Origin of the sequence: Candidatus Leptofilum sp., assembly GCF_965223285.1 — a bacterium.
GTDB lineage: Bacteria > Chloroflexota > Anaerolineae > Promineifilales > Promineifilaceae > Leptofilum.
In genome coordinates, this window is sequence record NZ_OZ244997.1 from 6,270,253 (window position 1) to 6,287,467 (window position 17,215).

Consider the following 17,215-nt stretch of genomic DNA (forward strand, 5'->3'; position numbering starts at 1 on the left):
TGTACAGAGTTGCGCAGTGTAGATTTTGCCCAACTGCCTCGCCCCTGCGATTATTCTGGTAAAATGGTGCTATCGGGAATTTAATCCCAATTGGTAGACATGAAAAATAGAAACGGCCGTTCTCACTACGGTCTCATCATTTTCCTCCCAAAATGTGGGAAAATGATGGTGAGAAATTTACCTGAAAAAGCCGCAGAAATACACCAAAATGAGTGAAAATCCTCAAAATTCTCTGAGTTCTCTGTGGCCAATTTATTTAGGACGGAAAACATGAGTCGAGATAACTGGGACATCCCAGAAGTGTTCCGGCGAGCCATGGAAGAGGCTGGCTGGGAAGGTAACCGGGGCGAAGGCGGAGAAGGTGGCGAAGGCGGCGGCGACCGTCCCCCCTTCCCCAGCCGTCCACGCCGCCCCCGCGGCAGCAACCGCAACCTGTGGATCATCGGGATTTTGTTTGTGCTATTCATCAGCCTCAACTGGCTGGTGGGCATCTTCACCGATTGGCTATGGTTCACAGAACTTAATTACCAAAACGTTTGGCTGACGCGCTGGAGCTACCAATTTTTTAGCTTCATCGCCTTTTTTGTCATTGCGCTCATCATTTTGTGGGGCAACTGGGCCATTGCCCGCCGCCGCGCCATTAAAGATACGCCTCCGTACAATCCGCGCTTCTTGCAAATTGGGGCCGTCCGCTGGATTTTGCTGGGCGTGGCTCTCTTTTTGTCGTTTGGTTTTGCCAGCTCCATTGCGGTGCGCTGGGACGAATTTTTGCTGTTCCTCAATCGCGTCCCGTTTGGCACCAACGATCCCATCTTTAACCGAGACGTGAGCTTTTACCTGTTTGAGCTGCCCGTTTATGAAGCCATCCAGCAATGGCTGGTGTCGCTGCTGCTGCTCACCATTTTGGGCACGCTGGCCATCTATGCCGTCAACAACGCCATCGAAATTCAGCGGGGCAAATGGCGACCACAGGATTCGGCCGTTTTGCGGCAGCATGTGGCGTTTTTGGCAGCACTCATTTTGCTGCTGTGGGCCACCGGCAACCTGTTTGAGATTTTCAATCTGAATTATTCAGCGCGGGGGGTGGTGTTTGGTGCCAGCTATACAGACATCAATGCGTCGCTGTACGCGCTGTACGGCCAAATTGCGTTCATGGTGCTGGCGGCGCTGGTGATGTTCTTCAACATTTTTCGGCTGAGTTTACGGCCGTTGATTGTGGCCGGTGGATTGTGGCTGCTGACCACCATTTTGGTGGGCGGCGTCTATCCGGCCTTGCTGCAAAGGTACGAGGTGGAGCCAAATGAGCTGGTGCGCGAGACGCCATACATCCAGTATAATCTCGACTTCACTCGGCTGGGCTTTAATCTGGACAAAATTCAAACCCGTGATTTTGAGCAAGTTGACCCGTTGAGCCAAGCGGACATCAACGCCAACAGCGACGTCTTGAACAATATCCGCCTGTGGGATTACCGCCCGCTCCGGGCCACGTATACGCAGCTTCAGGCGTTACGGCCGTATTACGTCTTTGGCGAAATTGACATTGACCGATACGTCATCGACGGGGAATTGCAGCAAGTGATGCTCGCCACCCGCGAGCTAGACAAAAGCCAGCTCCCCAGCCTTTCCTGGGTCAACACCAAGCTGGAATTCACGCACGGCTACGGCATCGTTATGAACCCGGTAGATCGCTTCACGGCTGACGGCCAGCCCGAATTCTTCATCAAAAATCTACCGCCAGAAAGCGAAATTGATTTGCAAGTGACTCGGCCAGAAATTTACTATGGCGAGTTTGCCAACGATGAGGTGTTTGTGGGCAGCGACCGGGACGAATTTAGCTACCCCAGCGGCAATGAAAACGTCTACTCCAGCTACGCAGGCACGGGCGGCGTGCCGCTAGATAGCTTCCTCAAGCGGCTGGCCTTTGCCTTCCGCCTGGGCGACACCAACGTGTTGCTGAGTGATGAAATCAACACCCAAACGCGCGTACAAATCCACCGCCAAATTCAAGAGCGCATTGAGATGATCACGCCCTTCCTGGCTCTGGACAGCGATCCCTACATTGTTCTAACCGATGACGGCAATTTGGTCTGGATTCAGGATGCGTTTACCTTTAGCAACCGCTTTCCTTACGCCACGCGCGACGAAACGACAGGCATCAACTACATCCGCAACGCCGTTAAAATTACCATTGACGCCTACGACGGCACGGTGAATTACTACATTGCTGACGAACAAGACCCAATTATCCAGGCGTATAGCAACGCCTTCCCCGGCCTGTTCAAGCCGCTCAGCCAAATGCCAGAAAATCTACTTAGCCACCTGCGCTATCCCGAAGATTTGTTCACCATTCAGGCAGAACAATATTTGCGCTACCACATGACCGACGTACGTGTCTTCTTCAACCAGGAAGACGTGTGGCAAATTCCGCAAGAGGTGTTTGAGGGCAATCAGCAGCCAATGGAACCGTATTACGTCATTATGCCGCTGCCCGGTGAAACGGAAAGCGAATATTTGATGATTCAGCCATTTAACCCGGTTGGGAAAGACAACATGATCGCCTGGATGGCGGTACGCAACGACCCGGAAAATTATGGCGAATTGGTGGTGTACGAGCTGCCTAAGCAGGAATTGGTCTTTGGGCCGCTCCAGGTAGAAAGCCGTATCGATCAGGAACCGTCTATCTCGCAGCAGTTTTCGCTGTGGGATCAGGGTGGCTCGAACGTTATCCGGGGCAACCTGCTGGTCATTCCGCTCAACGACAGCTTCCTGTACGTGGAGCCAATTTACCTGCGTGCCGACACCAGTGCCCTGCCAGAGCTGAAGCGGGTGATTGTGGCCACCGACACGCGCATTGCGATGGACACGTCGCTCAACGGGGCACTTTCTGCCCTGCTGCTGGAGTCGCCGGGTGAGATTGTGGTGGAAGATGGGGATGGCGATACGGCCGTTTCCAGCGAAGACGCCCCCACGGTTGAAGTTGCCCCGGTAGATGCCAACGTGGAAGAGCTGATTGCTGCTGCCAACGCCCACTTTGAAGCCGCCCAGGCAGCCCAACGCAATGGAGACTGGGGCACCTACGGCGCAGAGCTGGAAGCATTGGAAGATACGCTCAACCGCCTGGTAGAACTGACGGGCAGTACACCTTAAGGGCGAGGTTTGACATTGCACCCAAAAGCGGTAAGCTACCGTCTGTAACCTTTACTTTGAGGAAAATGATATGAGCAAATTAGCGGAATTACTGGCAACTCACGATTATCTCATCGCCGATGGCGGCATGGGCACCATGCTCATGGCGGCAGGGCTAGAGCAAGGCGATCCACCCGAAATGTGGAACGTGCTCCATCCGAACCGCATCCGCACGGTCCATCGTGGCTACATCGAAGCCGGTTCCCAGATTATCCTTACCAACTCGTTTGGCGGCACCAGCTTCCGCCTGAAGCTGCACAATCTGCAAGACCGTGTGTTTGAGCTAAACAAAGCCGCCGCCGAACTGGCCCGCGCCGAAGCAGATGCAGCCGCCAATCCCGTGGTGGTGGGTGGCTCCATCGGCCCGACGGGTGAAATTATGGAACCTGTGGGGGCAATGGCCTACGACGACGCCGTGGCAGCCTTTGCCGATCAGGCGGCAGGCCTGGCCGTAGGGGGCGTGGATGTGCTATGGATTGAAACGATGAGCGATGTGAACGAGGTGCGTGCCGCTGTGCAAGGCTGCCGCGAAGTCATCAATCTGCCCATTGTGGCCACCATGACGTTTGATACAAACGGCCGTACCATGATGGGCATCACCCCCGTGCAGGCATTCACCGAACTGAGCGGGATGAACCTCGCCGCGCTCGGCGGCAACTGCGGCAACGGGCCAGAAGAGATCGAAGGCGTGATTCAGGCAATGTATGCTACCAACCAGGAATATCCCTTCGTCGCCAAATCCAACGCTGGCATCCCGGAATTTGTGAATGGCCACCTGCGCTACAACGGCACGCCGGAGGTGATGGCCGACTACGCGGTGAAGGTGCGCAACTACGGGGCGCGCATCATCGGTGCCTGCTGTGGCAGCACCCCAACCCACGTTGCCGCCATGAAAGCCGCTCTGGAAAGTACCCCGATTGAACGCCAACTGGTAGAAACGGCCGTTGCCGCCTCGGCCACACGCGCCCCACGCCGCCGCAGCCGCCGCAGAGGGTAACGATTGGGAGCCATGCCCAAGAAAACCGCCATCATCTTCTGCGGCGCACTCGCCCGTGAAATTTTAGACATCGTGCAAAAACATGGCTGGGATGCTGAGGTATTCGGCATTTCGGCTCTGGATCATATGTATCCAGAGCGCATTGCCCCGGATGTAGAAAAACGGTATCTGGACATCCGTGACCGATTTGACCGAGTGTTGATTGGCTTTGGCGACTGCGGCTCCCGCGGCGCAGTCGATCAACTGGCCGCTAAATACAATTTAGAGCGTATCGACGGCCCGCACTGCTACGAAATGTATGGCGGCACCACCTTTCAGGAGCTGATGGACGAAGAACCGGGTACCTTCTTCCTGACCGATTTTTTGGTGCGTGGCTTTAAGGGCACCATTTTGAAGGGGCTGGGGCTGGATCGCTTCCCTGACTTAAAAGAAGATTATTTTCGCAACTACAAACGCATCGTTTACCTGGCGCAAAACCCAGACCCAGAACTCATTGCCCAAGCGCAAAAAGCAGCGGATTTTCTGGAACTTCCTCTGGAAGTCCGCACCACAGGCTACGGCCTGCTAGAAGAGCGGCTCGTGGCCATGATGAACCGAGGGTCAGCCGCAGATTAGCGCAGATTATTCCCTCTTCCCTTTGTGGTTATTCTATTTCTGAAGATACGCTACTCTAGGCAGTGGCTACCTTTGCAGGGGGACGAAATGCCGGGGAAGTAGACAATACGCAGGATGTCGCCAGCGGAAATTTCGGCAACTTCTTCGTACAGTGCGATTGAGTCGTTGGTTTGTGCGTCTAAGAAGGCCACGCGGATAAAATGGCGACCTGGCTCTACATCTTGCTCTGAGATGAAAGCCACCACTTCCTCACTAAAAAAATCTTCGGGGGCATAGGTTTGTTCAGCCAATAGTTCGCCATCCAGCTCAAACCGCAGGGTTAACGGCCGTTCCGGTGCCAGCAGTACTGCACTGTTATAGGCCTCAATTGGGTCTTCCACCATAATGCGCACAACGGCCGTATCCACTGCCTTGCGGGACGTGAACGGCAAATCGGTGAGGAAGACCTGCGCCAGCAGCACAACCACCATCATCACAAACAGGATGGCCAAACTGCGGCCAGAAACATTGGGGAACATCCGCCGGGCCGACATGAAGTCTGGCGTACCGCCTGGTGTTTCCGCCGCAGGCAGCGGCCTTTGCAGTGCCGACGTAAAGTCATCGGGCGACACCCAATCGGCAAAGATAGGGGCGTTGGCGTGGTCGCGCTTTAAACGCGGCACGCGCTGCCGAATCAGCCGCTTCTCGATCCACACATTGCCCTCTCGGTTGCGGCAATCATCGGGAGGACAGCCAATAATCTGGATATCATCGGCCCCAGCTTCCAACGCTTGCAGCATCATGTTGGGCAGCAGCGTGCCTACGCAAGGCAGGGGGATGACTTCTACAGCCGTTTCCCCCACCATTAACTGATTTTCAGCCAGGAACGGCCGTGCGCTCTGGGCCGCATGACGGTCACAGGTAAACACGAGCCGGATCGGCTGCTGAGGGGCCCTAGCCTGAGCTAAACGTAAGCGCTGCGAGACAACCTGCCACGGCAATTCTGGCGGCGACTCGCCCAAAGAAATAGCGAACCAATCACAAGACCCGACGCAAATACCACAAGAAACGCACATTTGGGGATCGGCCACGGCGATATATTTGTGAGGCAAGCCATCGTCTCGCTCCACCATTTTGATGGCGTCATAAGGACAGTCTAGCGCGCAAATGGTGCAGCCCGTGCAGCGTTCATCCACAATATTGACAACAGGCAAACCGACTGTTCTTGCGCCCTCTGCTTCAGCCTCAGACCGATCGCGGGTAATCCAGGGAAGGGCGACGGCAACGGCCGTAATCAACAACAAACCAGCCCACAGCCAAGGAGCCACGCCACCCCCTTCGGTGGGTAAGTAAAAGAGAAAGAGCGGGTCAAGCGTGATATTTTCTGGCAATCGGGCGGCATCGGCAGCGGGCAAATTACGCAGTGGAAAAATAATGGCAACCAAAATGAGTACCGCCATCGTGCCAATGACCAAATACATATCGGGCAACCATTTGGCCCGGCTTAGGCGGCGGATGTGCAAGTAAAAGAAGTAAGCCACCACCAGAAAAAGAGCAACATGAATGGCCAGCAGTATGAGCATGACGGGCCAGCTTTCGCCACTTCGTTCGGCGCGAGTGACCCAAAGAATAAAATTGTCTGCCCAGGGGGTGAAGGTGCGCAAAAAGCGCACAAAGCCATCGTTGATAAGCTGGGCGCGAGTGTCCACAACGAGCCAGTAGCCAGTCACCCCGGCCAGCCAAATGATGATGGTGAGGACGACACCGGTCACCCACGCCAGCCACCGCTGCCCGCGAAAACGCTCCATGAACAAGGTGCGGTACGCGTGCAGCAACGTTGTGACTACCAGCGCGCCAGAGGCATAGCGATGCACGGCGCGCATGGTGCGAGCGATGAACTGGTCATTCATGCGCACCACCGCCAGGTAGGATTCCTCGAAGCCGTATTTGTAAAAAAGGAAGATATAGAAGCCAGTGATGCCCACCACCAGCGTGAGAAAAACGGCAATGGTGCCGGTGTGGTAAAAGGGGTTCAGTTGTGGAGTGCCAGTGAGTTTGTTAAACGGCCGTTCCAGCCACAGCGTCAATCGTTCCAGCCAAACAGCCCAGGGGGCGGGCTTACGCTGCCAACTTGTGAGTAAATTGCCGGATTGGGTTTCGTCAGAAACGGCCGTCCACGTCACATCATGTTCATGATCGTCATCTGCTTCGACAAGATTTCGCGAATCCACTGGCGTTGTTTGATTATCTTCACCCGAAACAGCATCCGGCAGCAGCTCCGGTTCTTTTTTTCTTCTAAATCGTGACATGGACTATGCGGCAATGGCCAAATGAGGCGCAAGTGCTCCGTAGACGCTTTCCCCCAGTTGGGTAAACAAAAAAGTGGTGGCTATCCAGAGCTTGCCAGATAACCACCACTCGTCAAAACAGAATGGTTACTTCAGGGTGAGCATGAAAGCGACCAAATCGTTGATTTGCATATTGGTCAGCTCTTCACCGTAAGTCTGGTGCATTAAATCTGCCGCGAATCCTTCTGCAAGATGCGCATTAGGCTCCACAATCGATTGCCGCAGGTACTCTTCAGCAGACAGCCCTTCAATGGCCGTTTCTGCACGAGCACCAACGTCAGATTGCGAAGGGCCAACCAACACCACGCCCGGCTCCAGCGAATGGCAAGTAATGCAGCCAGGGGCGCTGGCCGCACCAATGATCGACTCATTAAAGAGACGTTCACCGTTGGCAACATCTCCAACAGCACTGGAGTCGCCACCATTATCAGCTGGTTCCTCTTCGCCGCCACCACAGGCAGTCAGACCAAAAGCAAACAGCAAAGCCAATAAAATCGTTAATGTTAATTTTCGCATATATGCGACCTCCACTTTAAGTTAAAATTTGATACCTACTATCTTACCAGATTCCAACCCTAACCACCCCATAAATTACTAAAACCAGGCGAAGTCATGTTCAGATTTGAGATTAGATATGCCAATAGGGGGCCATAAGAAACAACAATGAGAACCAGCGTCGCCACAACCCATGGCCGCCAAGTATCCAACCAAGCAGGTGTTGGGTGCGCTTCCATCGGTTCAGACACTGGCATCTCAATAGCTGCTGTCAACGTTTTCTTAGAGCGCACGGTACCGATCATGTTAATGTAGAACAACAAGCCACTTACGCCCAGGATGATACCGCCCAAGGCCGCCTCAATTAGCAACGGTTGCCAATCAGATGAGGCATAAGGTGCAACACCCAACATGGTACGGCGCGGCGCACCGAAGTTTAGCCCCAAGATATGCAGCCCATTGGACATCAGCAACATACCCACAAACCAGGTCCAGGCCTGCCAAAGTGCCATTTTGTTACTAAACAGCGGTTTGTTGGCCAATTTCGGCACCAGCCAGTAAGCAATGCCAAAGAACGTCAGCGTCACGCCAGAGCCTACCGTTAGATGGAAGTGACCAGGAATCCAGATTGTATTGTGAATTACCAGATTGAGATTATAAGAAGCGTTGGTTAAACCACCAATACCACCAAAGGCAAACAAGATCATGGCCAGGTTCTGTGCCGTAAAGGATGGGTTATCCCACGGCAAAGTGCGAATCCAACCCAACAGCCCGGTGCCCCCACGGGCACGCCCGCCAATTTCCAGTGAGGCAATCACATTGAAGGCCGTCAACAAACTGGGGATGAACAGGGAGTAGGTAAGAACAGCGTGAACAACCTTCCAACCCTGGGGTACGCCGGGGTCTACATATTGGTGATGTACACCAACCGGAATAGACAACAACAAGAAAAGCCAGAATACTAATCGTGCCAATTGTTCGCTAAATAACTTGCCACCAATCTGCTTGGGCACCATGCCATACCAGGAAACATAAGCTGGTAATAACCAGAAGTAAACAATGGGATGGCCTGTAAACCAGAAGAAAGTCCGTGCCAATTGCGGATCGACACCATCTACCCAACCCAAAGACCAAGGAATAATGAGCCAAAGCATCTCAACGGCAATACCTAACGTCGCAATTTGCCACATTGCCATGGTAATGTTTGACGCAAGGGCGATGAAAGGTGTTGTTTCACCTGGATTTTCTTTGCGCCAGGCACGTAACGTAAGGAACATGCCCCAGCCACCAACCCAGGACCCAATCACAACCAGCGTCAGCCCAATGTAGTAATAAGGGGACGCCTGAAGGGGTGGATAAAATGTGAACAGTACGGTTGCTGCATTTATTAAAACGGGGATGGCTGCCATGACTAAGCCAATAACCATAATGTAGAAGCTGGCCCAGTTGAGTTTGGGGTGGGTTAATTCACGTTTTAGGCTGTGTACGGTAGTAAAGGTGAGAAAACCCACGATGAAGAATGTGGTCCACACCAACGCATTAAGAACACCATGGATGGTCAACCCTTGGTAATAGCTATTTAGCCCGATATTTTGAAGACCAGGGTAAAGGTTGATCCCGACATGTTCAAGTTTTTGAAAAGGGCCTATTGACCCTCCGATGAAAAGGGCTGCCATACCAACGCCAAGGTACCAGCCCGTCAATTTTTTAACGCTTGCATACATAAATTATTACCTCCACAAGCTGGCGAGCAAGACGACAACCAGCACGAGTGCTAGATACAGATTTGAGAAGTGGAATAGGGCAAAGGCTGGGGCTTTTTCAGCTGGTGCCGCGAGTAAGGCAATGGTTCGCACGATAAGTACGGCTGTTGCTAACCCAATCGGTACCAAGTAGAACCAGTCAATGGCTGGCCAAAAGCCGAGTGCCATACCTGCTACTGCTGTAAGAATCGTGTGAACGGCCGTCCAGCGAGCGGCAACAATGGGTGGAACCCGCGCTGGCAGCATCGGATAATCTGCCTTGATATAATCCGAACGGTAAGCTAGCGCCAATGCCCAAAAGTGAACCGGTGTCCAGACAAAAACCAAAGCCGCCAAAATCCAGACACCGAGCGCCGACCAGGCACCGACCGCCGCGCCACCGCTAATGACCGCACAGCTACCAGCCGCTCCGCCAATTACGATATTGAGCGTGGTGCGTGGCTTTAGCCAAACGGTGTACACACCAACATAAATTACAGCACCCAGAAATACCCAAAATGCCAAAGCTAAATTAAATGCGGCTGCCAATCCGGTTGCCCCGAAAACCATGCCGACCCCCAACAGCAAAACCAAATGGGGGTTTTCGATCTGGCCGGTTGCCAATGGCCTGGCAGCGGTGCGGTTCATCTTGGAATCGCGGTCCCGCTCCAGGTATTGGTTAATGCCAGATGCGCCTGCTGCCGATAGCGTGCCGGTGATGGCTAACAGCACCCAATCCCAGACGGAAGCCCGCCCAGCAATCATGGTACCTAACCCTGCCCCACCAAATGCCGAAAGAACCAGCAGAGAGACAATACGGAGCTTAAAAAGAACAACGGCCGTTCGCCATAGCGAAACAGAAGGTCGTCTTACCGGCTGAACAATTTCATTTACCGCATCCATCACTATGGCTCCACAATAAGTTGACCATACATAATATGGTGGTTGATGCCACAATATTCGTTACAGACAAAGTTGTACTCGCCCGGCTCATCAAACGTGGCCGTTAACTTAGACACCTCACCCGGCAGCACCATCATGTTAATGTTGGTTCCGTTCAGATAAAATCCGTGCTGAACATCTTTACTGGTCAACATGAATGTTACCGTTGAGCCTGCCGGCACCCGAATTTCGCGCGGCTGGAAGCTCCATGTCTGCGCCAGCACATACACCTCATACTTGTTAGGTGCCAGCTCTCGCAAACGTTCCTCCACAGGTTCGCCCCAGGGAGATTCGCCCGGCGTGGCAACCACTCTGGGGTCGATCCGATCCACCGGTGCAGGCACCTGAAACCCAAAGGCAAAACTGCTCACCAACACGGCCGTTCCGAATATCAGCAACAATATGGTGGTGCCAATAATGAAATTGCGTTCTCGCGGATCTATGTGGATCATACGGTCACCCCTCGTGCCAGCATCGTCAGATATGCACTACCCCAAAGCGCAATGATGATGAGCACGTACAAAATGACGAGGGCTATGGTCCCTTGCGGAGCTTTGTACTTCTTATCCTTTTCCATCAGTAAAACCTCCTTCAAAATTTGGTGGGCACTTTCTGGTACCCAGCCTATTATTTTTGTCTGCTTCTCCGGTGAATTCGCCGTCTCCCGCAAAAGTCAGTGCCAAAAAAAGAAATCGTTACTTATTCTCGAACCAAATATTTCAAATCGGCCGCAATCTCTTCCCCGGTAATGCCAAAGGGGTAAATGAGGCGCAGCTTACCATCCTTATCTAAAACAGCCACGGTAGCCGTATGGTCAACCAGGTAGCCAGACGCCTCGCTGCCTTCGTGCCGCTCAAAAAAGATGCCCATCGGGGCCGTTACGGCAATTAGCTCTTCCGGCGTGCCCGTGAGGCCAATAAACGATTCATCAAAATGGGCTAGATATTGTTCCAGTACCTCTGCAGAATCGCGTTCCGGGTCTACCGTAATCATGATGACCTGTACATCTTCGGCACGTTTGCCCAAAATCTCTAAAGCGTCCCGCAGTTCCACCATGGTGGCAGGACACACATCGGGGCAATAGGTGTAGCCAAAGTAGAGCATCACCACCTTATCCCGAAAGTCCACCAAACTCACGGGCCGTTCGCCAGGGCCGGTGAGCGTGAAATTGGTAACTGGCTGGTTTGACTGAATCTCCATGCCGTGCCACTCGGCAGGCACAAAAAATGACCGGATCACAAAAAGGAGTGTGCCTAAAATAAGCCCACTGCCTAGGCCAATCATCGCCAACCGAAATAGCTGGGTTTTCCAAAATGGCGTTTTGGGTTCCTGGTTGTTGGCAATTTCAGTCATACCGCTCATGGTTCATCCCTATCGTGGATAGCAGGAAAAAAGATGGGCCGCTTCATACGCAAAGCGATAAATTCCTTCGCTGTGGTCTACCTCGGCCGCCAGCAGCCCAAAATCTCGCATAATAATCTCAATGTCTGGCGTATCGGTTCGGTACTCGGCCCGAATCACGCCGTTGCCATCTACCAGAAAAAAGGCGGGGTCCATCTTGAAACGGCCGTCTTCCTGCGCCTTGTAATACACACTAAACCCGCCACCAATTACGGATTTTAGCTGCTGCTCTCCGCCGGTAGCAAAATGCCAAACGGCCGTATCCGCCCCCATCTCCTCAGCAAAAGTCGCAAGCTGGGTGGCATCATCCCGTATTGGATCAATGGAAAAAGTGACCAGCTTCAATGGAATAGAAGAAGCAATTTCCGGCAAGCGAGATTGCACTTGGGCCATGACAGAGCCGGTTTGCACACAAGGCTCTGTGCAGTTGGTGTAAGTAAAGTTGTAAAGCGCAATTTGGCCCCGCAAATCTTCACTGGTGAACTTTTCCTCGGTTTGGTCTGTAAAGTAAAAGCCCGGTGCCAGCGTAATGCGGGGCAGCACTGTAATTGGTCGCGCTGTTGAAAACCAGATGACGCCAGCGGCCATCAGCCCAAACAAGACAAAAAAGAGCCGCCAAATCAACATGCCAGACGAGCGATGCGGGGAAACGGCCGTAGGTGCAGTGGCAGCCATGTCTAACCTTGCTCCCCAGTGACCACGCCGTTACCGGGTTGTCCTTCAAGGTACGGGAAGTTGATGTAGCTGGTGCGTGGATATTTTTGTAGACGCTTACCTTCGGCAACCAGATCAGCCAGGTTTGTACGCTTCAACTCGTTGATGAGCATTAGTTGCAGCCGCCCCCATACCTCATGCGCCGGGCAGATGCGATCCCGGTTGCACTCCTCTGGCCGAATGAGGCAAATATTGAGGCAGACTGGGCCTTCAATTGCTTCTAGCACGTGGAGCAAGTTAATTTCGCTGCATGGCTTTTGCAGCGACAAGCCGCCCGATGGCCCGGTTTGGGTTTCAATGAGGCCAGCCCGAACCAGATCGGCCGTAATTTTGTGCAGAAATGCTTTAGGAACGGCCGTTTTGGCAGAAATACGCCTAGCTGAAAGAAACGCACCCTCAGCCTGCATCCCCAACTCAATCATTATTCTTACAGCATAATCCACACGTCGGCTAATTTGAAACATACGATTGTTGACCTATAAGCTCCACATTTCGATTTGCCCGATTTTACCGAGCCGCCCCCCAACCCATAGTGACATTTGTCATGAGCTTGTTATGACAATTGACATCCAGCGATATGACGCTCGCGCGGCTGAGAGGTTCTGCAAAGTTTTTGGCCGCTTTGAGCAGATTTTGCACCAGTGTCCAACGGCCGTTTGCCATTGCTGTGTCCACATTTACGGCCGTGTGAAAAATCTCACAGCACCGCTGCCCCAACTGTTATAAGGTATGGGTAGATTAACGAACGGGCGCGTTGTCAATCCCTAAACAGACAGGCCGCTCATTGTATGTAAGATCAGAGTTACAGGAGGTCATTCATGATCATCGCCATGTTTTTAGCCCACCTCGTCGGCGACTATATTTTGCAGTGGAATAGCTTGGCAGCCTGGAAAAGCCGGGCAATGGCTGGCGTGATCATCCATTGCCTCGTTGTGTTGGCCGTCACCTGGCTGTTCATTTTGCCGTTTAACCCAGATTGGTGGCCGTGGGTTGTTGCCATTGGCATTGCCCACTTCCTGATTGATGCGGTGCAGTTTCGCGTGAAGTTGCCCATTCCAGAACTGGCTCGTTTTGGCCTGGATCAAATCGCCCATTTTATCGTGATTACGTTGGCGTTGGCGGGCGGCGGCTATCTCGACTTGGCCAGCCTGGTGCAAAACAGCCTGGCACTGCTGCAAAGCGATCTGCTGCTGATTTACCTGCTGGGCTATGCTTTTATCACAATGCCGGCCTGGGTTTTGGTGAAATTCACCGCTTACGGATTGGTACAAGGCACCGGGCCACAATTTGGCGATTCCAGCAAATATTTAGGCATCATGGAACGTTTGCTGATGACAACGTTCGTGGCCATTGGGCAATATTTACTGGTGCCGCTGGTCATTTTGCCCCGGCTGCTCATGGAGTGGCCGCGGGTCATGGACGATGAACGCGCATCCGTTTACCTGGCCGAGCTGCTTGCTAGCGTAACCCTAGCCGTTTCAGTCGGCATTTTATTCCGGCTTGTGTAACAACAGGACGTTTTGGCCACAGAGCATGAGGAAAGCAAATCGCTTGATTCTCTATGGCTAACACACTCTTTTCGGGAGGTACGAAAATGAGCATTCAACCAATTTATCAGCCTGCATCGTCTTTCCGGAGGGACAAAAAACCCATGAACATGCTACGATTTTTGCAGGAGATTCCGCTGTTTCAGGCACTTTCCGTCGAGCAGTTGCGCTCCATCTCAAAGGACGTGCTGCCGCGCAAGTATGGCCAAGGGGAAGTTATTTTCCGTGAGGGGGACCCTGGGCGCGTTTTGTATTTGGTTCAGTCGGGGCAGGTTCGCATTTACGTAAACGGGCTGGATGGCAGCGAAACTTCAGTCATTTTGTTTGGGCGGCCTGGGGATATGTTTGGGGAATTGGCGGTGATTGATGGGTTGCCACGTTCGGCAACGGCCGTTGCCCTCGACAAAACATTGCTCTACACCATCAGCCGAGAGAGCTTTCGGCTGCACATGCAGCGGTTTCCGCAACTTGCCCTGAACTTCATGAAGGAGCTGACGCACCGCGTACGGTACAACACCCGGCAGATGGACAGCCTGGCCTCGCTGCCAGTATCACAACGGTTGGCGCGTAAGTTGCTGGAATTGGCGCAAGATTACGGCCGTCTCGAAGCAGATAGCGTCATCATTGACATGACCCTGACGCAAGCCAATCTGGCCAGCCTCATCGGCGCGACGCGTGAAAGCACCAACAAAATCCTGAGGGACTTCAGGGAACGCTGCCTTATCTGGTTTGAATACGGCCGTATCACCATCCTAGACGCCGACGCCCTGCGCGCCGAAGTGACGGCATGACAACAATTTGGTAATTGGGTAAATGAGCAATTAGCGGCTCATTGCCCAATTACTCATTTACTCAACTCCCTAGCCCATACCGCTCCACAGCTTCATCCAAAATGCGGTTCACCAACGCCTCGTACGTCCATCCCTCGGCTTTCGCCTCAACACATAAATCGGAATAATCAGGGTTCAGCCCGGGCAGCGGGTTGATCTCCAAAATGTATGGCTTGTTATTGTCATGCGCGTCTAAACGGAAATCCACCCGCGCCACGTCCAAGCAACCCGTCACGCGAAACGTAGCCGCCGCCAGCCAGTTCAATTCTTCAACTTGTTCGGCCGTTAGTGGTGCAGGACAAAGATAATGAAACTCATTTGCCAGTTCCGTTTTGATGCGGCTCGTATAAATACCCGCTTCTTCAGCCGGGTAGCGGCTCATGTCTACCTCAAGCGGTGGCAAAAAATGTAGCCCTCTTGAAAGCCGAGGTGCTTCTTCATCCTCCGGCAACCGCCAAGCCACTGGTGTTGCCAAGTTACCGACTACGCCAACCGTAATCTCCCGACCATCAATAAATTGCTCCGCTAAAACAGGCTGATCATATCGTTGGAATAGGTGGCGCAACTGCGTGCGCAACTGATTCTCGTTATGCACAATAGATTCGCTGCTAACGCCCATGCCTGTCCCCTCCCGGCTAGGCTTCACAAAAAGCGGAAACGTCATTTGCGGATCCAGGGGTTCATTCACCCGCTCAAACACCTGAAATGCCGGCGTAGGCAGGTCATGATAAGTCAGCACGCGCTTCGTCATCGGCTTATCTAGGGTCAGGGCCAAAGTGAGTACCTGCGACCCCGTATAAGGCAGCCGCAGCATTTCCAGCAAAGCTGGCACGTGGGATTCTCGCGAATCGCCTAAATGCCCCTCGCAAATGTTGAAGCAAATATCCGACTGGAGCTTTTGCAAACCATCGACCAACTTTGAGTTGCCCTCAATAAATGTAACGTCATGTCCTCTGCTGCCTAAAGCAGCCATTATCGCCTCAATTGTGGCTTCGCTGTCTAGATCATCCCAATGGTCTGGAGCCAGGCCGGGTAACTGGGGTGCATTCTTTTTTAGATTTGCTAATAATGCAACGTGCATTTTTTATTTTCCTCTCTAATTTGATAGATTGGCCTATATTAAAACCCCATTTCTGGCAGGTACCAAAAATGGGGTCAACAGAGCGTTTCATTAATTTTGCGAAGAGTATAAAGCATTATTTTAGGTCTGTCTATACAATCATTAAGCCATTCGGCAAACACTGAAATACCGATAGTTACTACTTAAGGAAACGAACAGATTCATGAGGAACATTGTGTAAATGAAAGACAAAACATTGCTGGGCGGTCTCATTGTAATGGGTGTGGGAGCTGTGCTAATTGGTGTCGTTTGGGTACTATTTCTTCAGCCCAGCCGTACACCAACTGCGCCGCTAACGGCCGTTCCAATTACAATAGAAGGCAACCCGGACGAATTCACAATCTTTGAAATCCAAACGGCCGAATCTGAGGTTACTTTCTCACTAGACGAATTGTTACGTGGCTTGCCCACAATGGCAGTGGGGCGCAGCCAACAGGTAGCGGGGCAAATTGCTGTCAATTTTGATGCACCTGAAAATAGCCAGATCGGCCCAATTGTAATCAATGCTCGTACCCTGAGGACGGATAATGAATTTCGGGATAATGCGATTCACGGCTTTATTTTGGATACCGAAGCTCACGAATTTATCACCTTTACTCCAACACAAATCAACGGCTTACCCGAACAGTTTGTATCCAATGAGCCAATTGTGGTAGAAATTGTGGGCAACTTAACGATTCGCGAAATTGAACAGCCTGTTGTTTTTGAAGGCACCGTGACGGCAAACGGCCGTGCCCAACTTACCGGCTCTGCAACCAGCCGAATTGACCGCAACGTCTTCCAGCTAGAAATCCCCGAAGCACCCGGCGTAGCGGATGTCAGTGAGCAAGTCTCATTAACTATTAAATTTTTTGCCGAACCAGCAAAATCAGGAGTAAATCGGCAATAAAGTGCGAATTAGTGGGTCTTTAAAAGTAAAACGCGCAAATTCGTGCATGGACAAACCGGAAAAACTATTGTAAAATGCGATTAAGCTTGATTGGTTTAGGCCTGAGGAAAGAACTCCTCCCCCAAACTGGCACGAGAGAAACGCGACTGGAACAAATTGATCGAGCTTACAGTTTAGCCACCGGCGAAAGCCACCCTCCTCCTCAGGTCTCCGGCAAAAACTGGACCGCTCGATGCACACCCCTCCTGGTGCATGAGCAAACAATAACCGCTCTCTTCTTCGGAAGGGGGCGGTTTTTTGTCCACTACTCCCCACTTGACTTTTTATCAATTTTTTGATAAAAATGGAAATGTCAACTTTATGCACAGCTAATGCAAAGTAATCATAAAAGATTATTACCAGAACAACCG

At 52.3% G+C, this 17,215-nt stretch carries 17 protein-coding genes; 7 read left to right on the forward strand and 10 right to left on the reverse strand.

The features are described 5' to 3' along the window. Positions 1-270 precede the first annotated feature (270 nt). The 3 genes from ACOQPU_RS28080 (at position 271) to ACOQPU_RS28090 (ending at position 4,798) form a co-directional block, all read left to right on the forward strand. Positions 271-3,147 (forward strand): UPF0182 family protein, encoded by a 2,877-nt coding sequence (locus ACOQPU_RS28080; RefSeq protein WP_420643134.1) that lies wholly within the window; start codon positions 271-273, stop codon positions 3,145-3,147. A gap of 70 nt (positions 3,148-3,217) precedes the next feature. Beyond that, positions 3,218-4,183, forward strand: coding sequence for a betaine--homocysteine S-methyltransferase (gene bmt, locus ACOQPU_RS28085; protein WP_420643135.1), 966 nt, complete (start codon positions 3,218-3,220; stop codon positions 4,181-4,183). 12 nt (positions 4,184-4,195) lie between these two features. Next, a complete protein-coding gene (locus tag ACOQPU_RS28090) occupies positions 4,196-4,798 on the forward strand; it encodes a DUF1638 domain-containing protein (RefSeq protein ID WP_420643136.1) in 603 nt (200 codons plus the stop codon). 50 nt (positions 4,799-4,848) lie between these two features. On the opposite strand, the gene ACOQPU_RS28095 is transcribed toward ACOQPU_RS28090, so the two are convergent. From ACOQPU_RS28095 to ACOQPU_RS28135, 9 genes are all read right to left on the reverse strand, one after another. Beyond that, on the reverse strand, positions 4,849-7,086 hold the full coding sequence (locus ACOQPU_RS28095; protein ID WP_420643137.1) for a hydrogenase iron-sulfur subunit: 2,238 nt from the start codon (positions 7,084-7,086) through the stop codon (positions 4,849-4,851). Positions 7,087-7,212: 126 nt separating this feature from the next. Next, positions 7,213-7,641 carry a c-type cytochrome gene (locus ACOQPU_RS28100; protein ID WP_420643138.1) on the reverse strand — a complete coding sequence of 143 codons (429 nt, stop codon included), beginning with the start codon at positions 7,639-7,641 and terminating at the stop codon, positions 7,213-7,215. A gap of 59 nt (positions 7,642-7,700) precedes the next feature. Beyond that, a complete protein-coding gene (locus ACOQPU_RS28105) occupies positions 7,701-9,344 on the reverse strand; it encodes a cbb3-type cytochrome c oxidase subunit I (RefSeq protein WP_420643139.1) in 1,644 nt (547 codons plus the stop codon). A gap of 6 nt (positions 9,345-9,350) precedes the next feature. Next, positions 9,351-10,265 carry a heme o synthase gene (gene cyoE, locus ACOQPU_RS28110; RefSeq protein ID WP_420643140.1) on the reverse strand — a complete coding sequence of 305 codons (915 nt, stop codon included), beginning with the start codon at positions 10,263-10,265 and terminating at the stop codon, positions 9,351-9,353. Positions 10,266-10,267: 2 nt separating this feature from the next. After that, on the reverse strand, positions 10,268-10,756 hold the full coding sequence (locus tag ACOQPU_RS28115) for a cytochrome c oxidase subunit II (RefSeq protein WP_420643141.1): 489 nt from the start codon (positions 10,754-10,756) through the stop codon (positions 10,268-10,270). Continuing rightward, positions 10,753-10,881, reverse strand: a complete 129-nt coding sequence (locus tag ACOQPU_RS28120) for a cytochrome c oxidase subunit 2A (RefSeq protein ID WP_420643142.1) — start codon at positions 10,879-10,881, stop codon at positions 10,753-10,755. The genes ACOQPU_RS28115 and ACOQPU_RS28120 overlap by 4 nt, the downstream gene beginning before the upstream one ends. A gap of 122 nt (positions 10,882-11,003) precedes the next feature. Next, positions 11,004-11,666 carry an SCO family protein gene (locus tag ACOQPU_RS28125; RefSeq protein WP_420643143.1) on the reverse strand — a complete coding sequence of 221 codons (663 nt, stop codon included), beginning with the start codon at positions 11,664-11,666 and terminating at the stop codon, positions 11,004-11,006. Positions 11,667-11,675: 9 nt separating this feature from the next. Further along, positions 11,676-12,380: an SCO family protein gene (locus ACOQPU_RS28130; RefSeq protein ID WP_420643144.1), complete on the reverse strand. Its 705-nt coding sequence runs from the start codon at positions 12,378-12,380 to the stop codon at positions 11,676-11,678. Positions 12,381-12,382: 2 nt separating this feature from the next. Then, positions 12,383-12,883 (reverse strand): RrF2 family transcriptional regulator, encoded by a 501-nt coding sequence (locus tag ACOQPU_RS28135; protein WP_420643145.1) that lies wholly within the window; start codon positions 12,881-12,883, stop codon positions 12,383-12,385. 91 nt (positions 12,884-12,974) lie between these two features. Here ACOQPU_RS28135 and ACOQPU_RS28140 point away from each other — a divergent pair, with 91 nt between their 5' ends. The 3 genes from ACOQPU_RS28140 (at position 12,975) to ACOQPU_RS28150 (ending at position 14,757) form a co-directional block, all read left to right on the forward strand. Next, a complete protein-coding gene (locus ACOQPU_RS28140) occupies positions 12,975-13,145 on the forward strand; it encodes a hypothetical protein (RefSeq protein ID WP_420643146.1) in 171 nt (56 codons plus the stop codon). A gap of 92 nt (positions 13,146-13,237) precedes the next feature. Further along, a complete protein-coding gene (locus ACOQPU_RS28145; RefSeq protein WP_420643147.1) occupies positions 13,238-13,927 on the forward strand; it encodes a DUF3307 domain-containing protein in 690 nt (229 codons plus the stop codon). Between the two features lie 143 nt (positions 13,928-14,070). Continuing rightward, entirely contained in the window at positions 14,071-14,757 is a 687-nt protein-coding gene (locus tag ACOQPU_RS28150; RefSeq protein WP_420643148.1) for a Crp/Fnr family transcriptional regulator, read from the forward strand. A gap of 61 nt (positions 14,758-14,818) precedes the next feature. Here ACOQPU_RS28150 and ACOQPU_RS28155 read toward each other — a convergent pair whose 3' ends face one another. Beyond that, the gene (locus ACOQPU_RS28155) at positions 14,819-15,877 is read right to left on the reverse strand and encodes a D-alanine--D-alanine ligase family protein (protein WP_420643149.1); all 1,059 of its coding nucleotides are present in this window, start codon (positions 15,875-15,877) and stop codon (positions 14,819-14,821) included. A 220-nt stretch (positions 15,878-16,097) separates the two neighbouring features. Between ACOQPU_RS28155 and ACOQPU_RS28160 the strand changes: the two genes are divergently transcribed. Then, positions 16,098-16,805, forward strand: coding sequence for a YceI family protein (locus ACOQPU_RS28160; RefSeq protein WP_420643150.1), 708 nt, complete (start codon positions 16,098-16,100; stop codon positions 16,803-16,805). Positions 16,806-17,215 lie beyond the last annotated feature (410 nt).